Genomic DNA, 12512 nt, shown 5'->3' on the forward strand with positions numbered 1-12512 from the left:
TTTTACCCCCCCCGATAATTTTTAACAGTATTAAACACAAAGAAAGAAAAAATATATAAAAAGTGCTGTGCTATATTGAATGCTTGTATCATCTACATTTTACATGTTCCGGACACAACCACAGGCATTATCCTTCACTCTCTACTGCATTGCCCTATATTGCCGCCGGAGTCCGCCACAAGGTTTGCGGCGGTGATGTGCTGCCTTTGCAATTGTGAGTCACATCATTTTGCAAACACCGGCAAAACCACACATACGGCGAAAGGTCGTGAGTGACAAAATGAAAGCCTACCTTTTGCATGATGAAAGGTAACGATTGGCTTGGCAAAAGGTAACGATTCACAATGCAAAGTGTTACCTTTAGTTATGTTAACCGTATTTTAATATTCATTAAGTTTTTAGCTTACACAAAACACAAATACACATATCATTTTGAAAGCAATAACACAAGTTTTGCTTACACATTTCCAAAAGAGGATTACAGGACTAACAATGTTGAGGCGGACAACCTTGGACTGCCCCGAAAATAGCATCATATAATAATGTACGGTTGCACCTCCGCATGCCCGAATATCGTCTTTTTTATTGCCCTTACCACGATTTTTTTGCAATAGATAATGGAAAATACATTTTTTTTTATAACTTTGCAGCCGGAAAAACGAAGACAAGGCAACAGGAGGATGCTCATGACTGCCAAGACTGAGTTTGCCACAACATAAAAGAAAAATCTTCAGGGCAGGGTGTAATTCCCGATCGGCGGTAAAGTCCGCGAGCCTGAAACGCTTCACGCAACGCCATAGGACATAACGGAAAATGGCAATGCGGAGGGCGTGGAAGGCAGAACCGTTGAAGCGAAAGTCGCCATTACGGTACCGACAGTAAAGTCTGGATGAAAGAAGAAAAGAATGAAAAAATCTGTTTTATCGCTGGGCATTATCATGTCCACACACCTCGCCTACGCCGGTGGCGTAAGCGAGAAGGATGCCGGCAAGTCCGGCTCTGTCAGTCCGACGGAACTTTCCGACACGACAATCACACTTCAGGAGGTTTCCATCCGTGGCAATTTCTGCAACGAGAGGGAAACGCCGCTTAACCTTACAACAATCACTCCGCAGGACATACGCCTGCACTTTACGTCTCCCAACTATGTGGAGATGCTCAACGGTGTGCCGGGAGTCTATGCCACAGCCTCCACGGGCAGCTATGGCGATGCGTCGCTTAACATGCGCGGATTCAAGCAGGACAACATCTCCATAATGCTTAACGGCATCCCTATCCAGGGACTTACCTCGGGCAGCATGTACTGGAGCAACTGGATGGGCTTGGCGGAGGCGACCTATTCCGTGCAGGTGCAGAAGGGCATGGGTGGCTCGATGCTTGCCGATTGTGCCATGGGCGGTATGGTGAACATCATCACAAAGACCGGTAACGGTCTGCCTAACGGCTCGTTTGCCCTCTCCGTCACTGACGAGGGGCTTACGAAAGGTGTGCTGAACTACTCTACCGGGACATTGCGTCATGGGTGGAACATCGATGCGATGGTGTCGTACACTCGCGGACATGGCTTCGTGGAGTGCTCGGATGTAAGCACTTTCTCCTATATGCTGAGTGTCAGCAAACTGCTCGGTGCTCACAACACACTCATCTTCACGGCACTCGGTTCGCCGGAGACGCACGACCAGCGCAACACGGAGCTTTCCGCTGCGGAGGTGGAAAAGTATGGGCGCGGCTACTCAAAGAACTGGGGTTGGCTCAACGGGGAGAAGTATTCCATAGGCAGAAACCATTATTTCAAGCCGTATTTCACCCTTCAGCATATCCTTGACGGTGAGCGTTTCTCCATGAAAAACTCCGTGTACGTTGCCATAGCCAACGGCGGCGGACGCTCCACCTACGGACAGAAAGGCAGCATTCCGATAATAAGCCACCAGACAACTGACGGGCATATCGACTTTGATGCCGTACAGGCGGAGAACCGTGCGTCGGCGGATGGTTCGCAGAACATCATGCTGGACTATCTTTCGGGACACACTCAGGCGGGTGCGATAGCATCGGCGGAGTATCTTGTCACTAAGGAAATGAAGGTGCTTGGTGGCGTCCAGTACCAATATTACGACACATGGTCGAAGATGAAGGTGCTTGACCTTCTCGGCGGAAACCATTGGTATGACACCACTTCCAAGCAAAATGTCGGTGTGGGTGACTACACCGGAGCGCGTTACGGCAGGACCACGCACCATGCTTCGGGGTACATTCAGGGGCAGTATGCCACGGAGCGCCTGACCGCAAACATCGGTGCGTCGCTGTTCAGCGGTACATACAGCCGTCATAATGACATCACCGGCGAGCGCAGCCGTTGGGCTCACGGCTTCGGAGGAGGAGTGAGGGGCGGTGTGCTCTACCATATTCTGAAAGGGGATGCCGGCGGAAACCGTGATTTGTCGGTGTATCTTAACGGCGGTTACAACTCACGCCTGCCGTATGCCGGTGTGTATCTTGCATCAAGCGACCTGTCTATCACCAACGACATTGTCAATGAAAAGAACCTCCTTGGCGAGCTTGGAGTGCGCGCCTCATGGCAGGGCGGTGGTGCGGAACTGTCGGGATACATTGCTTCATGGCGTGACAAGACGCTGACAGTGAACATCACCAAGCGTGCCGACGAGGCTGCCGAGAAGTACAACATAACAGGCTTGAACGCCCTGCACCGTGGCATTGAACTTGCCGTGCATCAGCGACTGCTGCCTTGGCTGCGTGCGAAAGCGTTCTTCTCCACAGCCTCATGGCGCTGGAAGAGTGACGGCAAGGGCGTGACTTACGACTCTTTCAGTGGAGAAACATTGAAGGAATACAAGATTTACTGCAACAATCTGCATGTCGGCGATGCACCGCAGACGCAGGCAGGTCTTACCCTTGACGGCAGGATTCCTCTGTCAGCAGCCTTGGGAAGCAAGGCGGGCGCATTGTATTTCAATGCCGGTTGGCAGCTGAATGCGCGGATGTATGCTGATTTTGAGCCATCATCACGCACAGACGAGGATGCTCCTGACGCCTACCGTCTGCCGTCCTACAGTCTTGTGGACGCCACCGTCGGCTGGGAAGGAAGCGTAAGCAAAGGTCTGCGCCTGAACCTTTTCGCTTGTTGCAGGAATCTGTTTGATGCGCATTACATTGAGCGCGGCATCGACGGAACGACACACGACCTTGAGTCGTTCCGCGGATATTGGGGCGCACCGCGACAGTTCAGCTTCGGCATGCGCCTTGCATTTTAGAGTTGTTGTTTGGAGAAATATACAAAAATCGGTAAACGGTAAAACCAAAAATGCCGTGGGCTTATCAAGTCCACGGCATTGTCATTAATGTGTTTTCTGAAATATATTAGATATTATTGTGCGATATGTTTCTTTCCGCCCTTTATGTACAGCTGTCCCTTTACAGGAGAAGCAATCCTGCGTCCTGTGATGTCGTACATGCGCTCGATGTCGGAGACAACAGTCTCGATACCGTCAACGCCGGTAGAACCAGACACAGTGGCAATCTTTATTCCTTGAATGTGCAGGCTGCCTGTAGCGGTATTTGTGATGCGGACATACTTGCAAGGCTCTGCCGGAGTAACGGCAATGTCTTTTGTGCCTTTATTTCCGGTGTAATCGGAATGCTTTGTGAAAGTCGTTCCGTCGTCACTCGTGAGAATATCACCCTTCATCGAACCTGTGCGTGCAATATAGAAAGCTATGCTTTGAATGCCGTCCTTCCAATAGAAGGTCGCTGTGCCTGTACTCTTTACAAGCTGGAGTGAGCCGACTTTGTCAGAGAAGACGGTTCCGTCGCTTCCTGCAACATTGCTTGTGGTTTGGAATGACGAACCTTCATTAAGGGTGATTGTGCCGTTGTCAAGGAGTTTCCGGGTCTCAGTGGCATTGTCGGCAATGGTCCAGAAATACTCTTTGTCTGTTCCTATGACGTAATCACCGGAAGTAATTGTACCGCCGCCACCTGCCCATGAAGGGACATACTCCTCGTTTTTGTCAGGGTCGATGCCCTTGCCGTTACCGCCGTCGACAGCGAGTCCGTCGCCTGCCGGCTGTGCACCTCCGTTCTTGATTGCTGTGCCGTCAGCGAAACCGATGAGAGTAGACTGATAGTTTACTACAGCATTCTTGAGTTCGGAGATGACTCCGTAGTTCTCGTCCTCTATGGAGTTGTTGAAAGTCCACTTGAAATCACCTTGCTCGCAGCGTCCGGCGTATGCCTGTGTCGTAGTGCGTGCAGCTTCCGGTGTCTCTATCGCACTTGCCGGCACTGCCTTGCGTGCTTCCGTGTCGGCAGCATTGTTGTAGGATGAGCCTCCGGCAAGTGCTGTCGCGGTGACAGACTCGTCACGTGATTTCGCAAGTACCGCATCCCATTTGCCGTCGGTCTGTGAGCCGTCATAATACTGAACCTTGCGTTCGCCCTTTATGAAGTTGTTGTAAGCCTTGTTCACGCCTCCCGGTTCGCCGGAGAATGTGCCGCTGCCTTCTGCGTCAGTACCCTGCTTGGAGATTAGCATAGGATACTTGCAGTTGCGGAAATAGTTGCTTTCCACGAAAGAAGAGCCGCCGCTTGTCACGCCTACACCATACTTTGAATTGCCGTCAAAGTAGTTGTTGTAGACATGATAGAACGCAGTGCGGATGCGTGGATGGCGTGAATCGGAGTGGTCAAACCAGTTATGATGATATGTCATCCAGCAGTCTGTTGTCTCGCTCTTCATGCCTCCGAGTGAGCATTTGCCGGAATCAAAGAAATGGTTGTATGAGACTGTAACGTGGCTTGACTTTCCTTTGATGTCGACAGTGCCGTCGCCCTTTGCCTGGTCGGAATCGCCACCGGTGCTGCCATAGAAGAAGTCCATGTTGTGAATCCAGATGTTATGGTTGTCAGTGTCAAGGGACAAACAGTCATCCATGCAGAGCATTATGGCGAAATTGCGGAATTCCACAGAGGAAATGCTGCGACAGAGGATGCCGAAGCCATGGATGGCAGCGTCATTGCCTATGCCTTCGAGAGTGATGTTTGCATTATAGGCACCGCTTTTGCCTTTTATCTGCAGTCCTTCCGCGCTCGAACCGAACTTGTCCATGTCCTCGCCCTTGATTGTGCCTATGATGCGGATTGCGAGAGGGCGTGTCTCCTTACCCTTCTCAAATGCGCCAATAATAGCCTGAAGTCCTGTGAAAGACACCTCTTTGTCCTGCATCACACCAAGAGTGATTGTCTTAGCGTTGTTTCCTGTGACATAAATCACGCGTGCATTGCTCTTCAGTGTGCCGTCATTGTTGTATGCGCCGACACCTTCGCTGCGGTTGTAGTGTGCGAAACCGTTGCGGTCGTGCGGCATGACATTCATTGCTGCGGTCTCCATTGCCTTGCTTTCGTCGGCTGTGCCACTGATGACAGGCACAATCTTCATGACGTATGAGCCGGCACTGAGTCCTACGGCATCGGCACGGTAGTAGCCGGGATATTGGCGCACAAGCTCCTTGTCGAGCTGTGTGTATGTGCCTCCTACCGGTTTTATGAACACTTGGTAGTCGGAAGCCCCGTTCACCGGCTCCCACTTTGCATAGGCTGTCTCAAACCATCCGCTTTGCGTGATGACAGCAGCCTTTGCAGACAATGACACGATGAGTGTCAAAGCCATAATGGCAATGTGCTGCAAAAATCTTCTCATTGTTGTTTGTAAATTTTTAGTTAGTGATTGTAAAATTATAGTGTGTTGTTTGACTGTTTTCCGGATATCAGCATAAAGTCATGGACGCACATACAAAATGCGCTGTTAACGTACACAATCGAAAGTTTTTGCAAAGATAGGCGGTAAAATATTCAAATAAGACTTTTTGTGGAAAAATTAACTTTTTTTACATGGAAAGCATTGTTTATGGTGTGCAGCAAACACCATAATGGACTGTATTTCTTATTAATATATATCTTATTCTGTTGGAATCATGAAAAACAAGAAATAAGGTTGCTGAAGGCATGAACACCACTTTTTCATCCATTTATTTGTGTGTTTGGAGAAAAAGCATTACCTTTGCAAAGCAAAAGCCAATCAGTGGGCGAGACTGCTCCTGATTGGCGAGAACGCGGCTTTGTAGTTCAATGGATAGAACAGCCCTCTCCTAAAGGGCAGATCTGAGTTCGATTCTCAGCGGAGCTACGAAAAGTGGCTGCCTGAATTCCTTGTTTCAGGCAGCCACTTTCTTGTTTTTTCCGTTGTCATTGCAGCAAGACGGCATCACTATTTGAATGCGGCAGCCTCTGCAGCGGCAATGATGTCCTCGCGTGTAGGTTCCTTTGCTTCTGTCTGTATGTCAGAGAAGTCGATGTCGAAATGGGCATCACTTGCACCTGTTGCCGCGGATTGTGCAGCCGTTCCTTTAAGGCTTGATGCCTTGGAGGTGCCGGAGACGGTTGCCTCCTGTGTGCTGACAATGATGAACTGCTGCCCTTCTGCCATTTCCTTTTCTATGTCCGGGGCAGCCATTACAGGCTCTTCCTCCATTTTTGTACGTGCTGTCTTGGCAGCAAAGATGCTGTCACAGAACTTAGGCTGCTTGCGCAGTTTCTTCAATGTGCCTTCTGAAGCATGCTGATGCGCCTCTTTCTTTGAGAAGCCCTTTCCTTTGCAGCATTCTATCCCCTCAATGACACAGACACATTCGAAGACCGGCGAGCCGTTCTCGTCCTTTCCTTCAAAGATGCTGCGGTACTCCATGCAGACCTTGTTCTTCTGCGTCCACTCAATAAGTTTGGACTTGAAGTTCACCTCTTTATAAGCCACCTTGTCAATATTGACAAGCTTTGAGAGAATCTGGCGCTGCACAAACCTCATGCAAGCGTCATATCCGTGGTCAAGGTAAAGCGCGCCTACGAGTGCTTCAAAAGCGTTTCCGCCCATGTAGGAGTTATGTGCGGAGGAGCGTCCGCTGGAGAGGACAAGGCGTGTTATACCCATTTCCTTGGCGAGCTTGCCAAGAGTCTCGCGTTGCACGAGCTTTGAACGTGTGTTGGTAAGAAAGCCTTCTTTCTTGCCAGGGAAATGGTCATAGACGATGTGTCCCACCGTTGCGTCAAGGATTGCGTCACCGAGGAACTCAAGACGCTCATTGTTTACGGGGCGGCCTTTCTGGTTACGGTGAGCTACGCTTTTGTGCATCAGCGCAAGCTTGTACAAGGAAATGTCGTGAGGGAGGACTCCCAGTATCTGATACAAAGTAAGATAAAGCTCCTTGTCCTTGCGGAAAGGGAGCTTTATCCTATCAATGATAGTATTTACCATACGTATTTCTTACTCTGCGTATTTCTTGAAGATGACGCAGGCATTGTGTCCACCGAAGCCGAATGTGTTGGAAAGTGCTGCACGCACCTCACGCTTCTGTGCCTGGTTGAATGTGAAGTTCAGGTTGTAGTCTATCTCCGGATCCTCGTCACCCTCCTCATGGTTGATTGTAGGCGGCACGATGTCGTTCTTGACTGCAAGGACAGAGAACATTGCCTCTGCAGCACCTGCACCGCCAAGCATGTGGCCTGTCATTGACTTTGTTGAGGAAATGTTCAGCTTGTAGGCAGCATCACCGAAGACATCCTTGATAGCCTTTGCCTCAGAAATGTCACCGACAGGGGTCGATGTGCCATGGACATTGATGTAGTCGATGTCCTCAGGATTCATTCCTGCATCCTCGAGAGCGTTCTCCATGACGAGTTTCGCACCGAGACCTTCAGGATGTGACGCTGTGATGTGGTAAGCGTCGGCAGACATTCCTGCACCTGCCATCTCTGCATAAATCTTCGCTCCGCGTGCCTTTGCATGCTCCAGTTCCTCGAGAACAAGGACTGTGGCACCCTCAGCCATAACGAATCCGTCGCGGCTTGCTGAGAATGGACGGCTTGCGCGCTCAGGGTCGTCATTGCGAGTGGAGAGGGCGTGCATAGCGTTGAATCCGCCGAGACCGCACTCTACCACGGCAGCCTCTGCGCCACCGCTGACGATGACGTTGGCCTTTCCGAGTCGGATGAGGTTGAATGCGTCAGCGAGTGCGTTGGTAGAAGATGCACATGCTGATGAAGTGATGTAGTTAGGACCGCGGAATCCGTACTTGATTGAGATGTGTCCGCAGGCGATGTCGCCAATCATCTTAGGGATGAAGAACGGATTGAACTTAGGGCCGAGTGTCGGTCCGTTGATTGCAAAGTTCTCAATCTCGTCCTGGAAGGTGCGCATGCCGCCAATGCCGACACCCATAACCACGCCTACGCGGTTCTTGTCAAGTGCCTCCATGTCGAATGCAGCGTCATCGATTGCCTGCATCGCTGCTGCCAATGAGAACTGGCAGTATGGGTCCATCTTGCGTGCTTCCTTACGGTCAATGTAATCTGTTGCCTTGAAATTCTTAACTTGGCAAGCGAAATGTGTCTTGAACTTCTCGACATCGAATCCCTCGATTGGTGCGCATCCGCTCTTGCCGGCAACGATATTGTTCCAGGTTTCCTCGACAGTGTTACCACAAGGTGTGATACATCCGAGACCTGTCACAACAACTCTTTTCAGTTCCATATAATCTTTTGGGGAGTTATTATTTTCCGGTTGCTCTCACCACTCTTTGTGGCTATGCGACGAAAGTTTCCCTTTCCCCGGGGAGCAGCCTGCTTATTTTAACGAAATAATCGGAAGCCACGCCCTGACAAAGCCATGGCACAACTTCCGATAAGTTTTATATCTTTGAGGTATGCTTATTTTGCATTCTCCTCGATATAAGCGATTGCGTCGCCTACAGTAGCGATTTTCTCAGCCTTGTCGTCTGGAATAGAGATAGAGAACTCCTTCTCGAACTCCATGATGAGCTCTACTGTGTCAAGAGAGTCAGCACCGAGATCGTTTGTGAAAGATGCTTCTGGCTTTACCTCTGTCTCATCAACGCCGAGCTTGTCAACGATGATATTCACTACTTTGCTTTCAATTTCTGACATAGTTGTAATTTTTTAAGTTTGTTGAATATTCTTTTATAATTATGGGGTGCTAATGTCGTGATTTCTCCTTATATACCGGAAATCGTTTGCAAAGTAACAAATAATTATTGAATTGGGCAAACATTTTAACAAGAAATGACACTTTTTGTGCACACGCTTGATAGCTTTGTGCATATTTTCCGGTGTTCATTGTCATTTTTGAATGAAAAAAATGTTTTCCTATTCCTCCGGCTTTATCCCCCATTTCCAGTAGGTATGCCCGAAAATGAAGAGTTCGCCCATCGGCCGGAAGCCTATTGCGCGATAGAGTTTCTGCGCTTTTTCGTTCACAGGGTCTACGGCGAGGGTGACAGTGAGGTTACGGCTTTTGCCCTCAGCGATACCGTTTTCGAGCAGTCTGCGCCCTATTCCTTTGCCACGGAGTCCGGGCCTGACAGCGAGGGAGTCGAGGTAGTACTCGCCGGGGACTGTCTCATCCTCCATTCCGGGGAACTCTGTGCCGAGGTGTTCCTTGACGAGTTGCATGGTCACTTGGCGCATTGCGCCGTAACGGCTGCCGTCATAGGCTGTGAGCATGCCTACGGGCTTGCCGTCAAGTTCCGCTATTGTCGTGTTGCGTGCGCTGTAGAGCACATCGTCACGGCTGCATATTTTTTCAGCAAACAAGCGGATGCGCTCTTCAGGAGCGTCCTCCATGAGCATTGCCGCATGGAAGCCTTTGGCTATGAAGAGTGCGTCCGCTTGTGTCGCTTTTCTGAATGTTATCATTTAGAAAAGTAAGCAAGTGTGTTATACATTGTATTTGTCATCGTGCAGGGGTGCCCCGCACGGCATGGTCATCAAGGCTGCTTGCCGATGTAAGCAAGGATACCGCCGTCGACGTAGAGCACATGACCGTTCACTGCGTCAGAAGCCTTTGATGCGAGGAAGACAGCCGGACCGCCGAGTTCTGACGGGTCAAGCCAGCGTCCTGCAGGAGTCTTTGCGCAGATGAATGAGTCGAACGGATGGCGTGAGCCGTCTGCCTGACGCTCGCGGAGAGGAGCTGTCTGCGGAGTGGCGATATAGCCCGGACCGATGCCGTTGCACTGGATGTTGTACTCGCCGTACTCTGAGCAGATGTTGCGTGTGAGCATCTTCAGACCGCCCTTTGCTGCCGCATAAGCGGAAACTGTCTCGCGGCCGAGCTCAGACATCATTGAGCAGATGTTGATGATCTTGCCTTCCTTGCGCTCCATCATCTCAGGAAGCACTGCAGCGGCACAGATGTATGGTGCAACGAGGTCGATGTCGATGACCTGCTGGAACTCTGCGCGCTTCATCTCGTGCATAGGGATGCGCTTGATGATGCCGGCATTGTTCACGAGAATGTCTATCTGACCAACCTCCTCGTGTATCTTCTCCACGAGAGCCTTAACGCCCTCTTCGTCAGTCACGTCGCAAACATAGCCTTTCACGTTTGTTATGCCTGCTTCCTTATAGTTGGCGAGACCGCGCTCGAGTGCTGCCTCGTTGATGTCGTTGAAGATGATTGTCTTTGCACCTGCCTCAACGAATGCCTTGGCGATGTTGAAACCGATACCGTAAGATGCGCCGGTGATCCAGGCGTTCTTACCTTCGAGTGAGAATGGATTTGCCATAGTAGTTTGTTTTTATGATAGTTGTTTATGTCTGTTCTTTGTGTTGGCAGCCGTTTTCCATGTTTTCCGGCGGCAACATCCTTGGTACAAAATTAATAAAAAGTTTTTGTATATGACTTGATTTCCGTCAGTTTTTATAATACATTAACCAATGGGAAGAAGACGGAGGGTTAGGTATGTGCAAAGACAACAAAATAATCTGAAATCACGAAGTATATTTCGACAAAACCGGCATTTTACCGAAATATACTTCGATTCGAACGATTTTTGCAAACACTATTGCCGTCCGATTTGGGGTGTATAACATATCGCTTTGCAAAAGGTAATGGTTTGCAGTGTAAAAGGTAACGGTTGACATGCAAAAAGGTTACCTTTCGCATTGCAAAAGGTAACCTTTTATAAAGCGTTTTGTAGCCTATTGGTTTACAACATGTTAGCAAAACGAAGAACATCCCTACTGCTTCCTGTCGGGGTTGTCCGCTTATGGTGCAGGAATTGCATGTTTTCCGCTGCCGGAGTACAGATGCCTTACATCTTCGCCATTGCCTGCTCGAGATCGGCAATGATGTCCTCCGCATTCTCGATGCCTACGGAAAGGCGGATGAGGTCAGGCGCGATACCCGCCTCGCGGAGCTGTTCGTCGGAGAGCTGGCGGTGGGTGTGTGACGCAGGATGCAGCACACAGGTGCGTGTGTCGGCAACGTGGGTGACAATAGAGATGAAGTCGAGGTTGTCCATAAACTTTATAGCCTCCTCACGGCTACCGTCAAGTCCGAAGGCAATCACGCCGCAAGAGCCGTTAGGCAAGTATTTCTGCGCAAGAGTGTGATACTTGTTGGACGGCAGTCCGCAGTAGTTCACCCAGCTGACCTTCGGGTTCTTCTCAAGCCACTCTGCCACTTTCTGCGCGTTCTCGCAGTGTTGGCGCATGCGGAGGGCGAGAGTTTCCAGTCCGAGATTGAGGAGGAAAGAGTTCTGAGGGGCAGGTATGGAACCGAGGTCGCGCATGAGTTGTGCGACGAGTTTTGTAATGTAAGCCATCTTTCCGAAGGCTTTTGTGTAGGTCAGTCCGTGGTACGACTCGTCAGGGGTTGTCAGTCCCGGGAATTTCTCAGCGTATTTGTCCCAATCGAAATTGCCGGAATCCACGACGCATCCACCCACCTGTGTGGCATGGCCGTCCATGTACTTTGTCGTGGAGTGGGTCACGATGTCGCATCCCCACTCGAACGGGCGGCAGTTAACCGGTGTCGCGAAGGTGTTGTCGATGATGAGTGGCACACCATGCTTGTGTGCTATGTTGGCGAAGCGTTCAATGTCGAACACGTTTCCACCGGGATTGGAGATTGTCTCGCCGAAGAAGCACTTTGTGTTTTCCTTGAAGCAAGCCTCTATCTGCTCGTCAGTCCAGTCCTGGTCGATGAAGGTGCATTCGATTCCGAGCTTCTTCATGGTCACTCCGAAGAGGTTGTATGTGCCGCCATAGATGCTGTTGCATGTGATGAAATGGTCTCCTGCCTGACAGATGTTGAACACAGCGTAGAAGTTGGCCGCTTGTCCCGAGGATGTCAGCATTGCCCCTACTCCGCCTTCAAGGGCGCAGATTTTCTTTGCGACAGCGTCGTTTGTAGGGTTTGCGAGTCGTGTGTAGAAATAGCCTTCGTCCTCAAGGTCAAAGAGGCGTGCCATCTGTTCGCTGGTCTCGTATTTGAATGTCGTTGACTGGTAGATAGGCAGCTGCTGCGGCTCTCCTTTCTTTGCTTTCCATCCTCCATGGATGCAGAGTGTCTCAAGGTTCTTTTTCATTGTGGAAAATGTTGATGTTAAACTGAAAATATCTGTTTTACTCTTTGTTGCCTT

General features: G+C 50.1%; 8 protein-coding genes, 1 tRNA gene and 1 riboswitch. Of the genes, 2 read left to right on the top strand and 7 right to left on the bottom strand.

Going from position 1 to position 12512, the window contains the following annotated elements; translation table 11 throughout:
- The first annotated feature begins 722 nt into the window (after positions 1-722).
- A riboswitch (FMN riboswitch) is annotated at positions 723-905 on the top strand.
- On the top strand, positions 906-3272 hold the full coding sequence (locus HPS57_RS09930) for a TonB-dependent receptor (protein WP_172182675.1): 2367 nt from the start codon (positions 906-908) through the stop codon (positions 3270-3272). It begins immediately after the preceding riboswitch.
- Between the two features lie 113 nt (positions 3273-3385).
- Here the strand turns inward: HPS57_RS09930 and HPS57_RS09935 are convergent, their stop codons facing one another.
- Positions 3386-5716 (bottom strand): pectate lyase family protein, encoded by a 2331-nt coding sequence (locus tag HPS57_RS09935; RefSeq protein ID WP_172182677.1) that lies wholly within the window; start codon positions 5714-5716, stop codon positions 3386-3388.
- A gap of 414 nt (positions 5717-6130) precedes the next feature.
- On the opposite strand from HPS57_RS09935, the gene HPS57_RS09940 reads away from it, so the two are divergent.
- Positions 6131-6202, top strand: a tRNA-Arg gene (locus tag HPS57_RS09940).
- Between the two features lie 81 nt (positions 6203-6283).
- Here the strand turns inward: HPS57_RS09940 and rnc are convergent.
- From rnc to HPS57_RS09970, 6 genes are all read right to left on the bottom strand, one after another.
- Complete coding sequence (gene rnc / locus HPS57_RS09945) at positions 6284-7324, bottom strand: ribonuclease III (RefSeq protein WP_172182679.1); 1041 nt, start codon at positions 7322-7324, stop codon at positions 6284-6286.
- A 9-nt stretch (positions 7325-7333) separates the two neighbouring features.
- Positions 7334-8599, bottom strand: coding sequence for a beta-ketoacyl-ACP synthase II (fabF, locus tag HPS57_RS09950; RefSeq protein WP_172182681.1), 1266 nt, complete (start codon positions 8597-8599; stop codon positions 7334-7336).
- A gap of 176 nt (positions 8600-8775) precedes the next feature.
- A complete protein-coding gene (locus HPS57_RS09955; RefSeq protein WP_135939021.1) occupies positions 8776-9012 on the bottom strand; it encodes an acyl carrier protein in 237 nt (78 codons plus the stop codon).
- A 219-nt stretch (positions 9013-9231) separates the two neighbouring features.
- The gene (locus HPS57_RS09960; protein ID WP_172182683.1) at positions 9232-9780 is read right to left on the bottom strand and encodes a GNAT family N-acetyltransferase; all 549 of its coding nucleotides are present in this window, start codon (positions 9778-9780) and stop codon (positions 9232-9234) included.
- A gap of 71 nt (positions 9781-9851) precedes the next feature.
- Complete coding sequence (locus HPS57_RS09965; RefSeq protein ID WP_135939023.1) at positions 9852-10652, bottom strand: gluconate 5-dehydrogenase; 801 nt, start codon at positions 10650-10652, stop codon at positions 9852-9854.
- A gap of 528 nt (positions 10653-11180) precedes the next feature.
- Entirely contained in the window at positions 11181-12458 is a 1278-nt protein-coding gene (locus tag HPS57_RS09970) for an O-acetylhomoserine aminocarboxypropyltransferase/cysteine synthase family protein (RefSeq protein ID WP_172182685.1), read from the bottom strand.
- Positions 12459-12512 lie beyond the last annotated feature (54 nt).

This window comes from Palleniella intestinalis, from assembly GCF_013166595.1.
Lineage (GTDB): Bacteria > Bacteroidota > Bacteroidia > Bacteroidales > Bacteroidaceae > Prevotella > Prevotella intestinalis.

Bases quoted from the DNA above. Each gene is read 5' to 3' on its own strand.
- fabF (WP_172182681.1), bottom strand. From the start codon at position 8,599: ATGGAACTGAAAAGAGTTGTTGTGACAGGTCTCGGATGTATCACACCT.
- HPS57_RS09960 (WP_172182683.1), bottom strand. From the start codon at position 9,780: ATGATAACATTCAGAAAAGCGACACAAGCGGACGCACTCTTCATAGCC.
- HPS57_RS09970 (WP_172182685.1), bottom strand. From the start codon at position 12,458: ATGAAAAAGAACCTTGAGACACTCTGCATCCATGGAGGATGGAAAGCA.
- HPS57_RS09955 (WP_135939021.1), bottom strand. From the start codon at position 9,012: ATGTCAGAAATTGAAAGCAAAGTAGTGAATATCATCGTTGACAAGCTC.
- HPS57_RS09965 (WP_135939023.1), bottom strand. From the start codon at position 10,652: ATGGCAAATCCATTCTCACTCGAAGGTAAGAACGCCTGGATCACCGGC.
- rnc (WP_172182679.1), bottom strand. From the start codon at position 7,324: ATGGTAAATACTATCATTGATAGGATAAAGCTCCCTTTCCGCAAGGAC.
- HPS57_RS09930 (WP_172182675.1), top strand. From the start codon at position 906: ATGAAAAAATCTGTTTTATCGCTGGGCATTATCATGTCCACACACCTC.
- HPS57_RS09935 (WP_172182677.1), bottom strand. From the start codon at position 5,716: ATGAGAAGATTTTTGCAGCACATTGCCATTATGGCTTTGACACTCATC.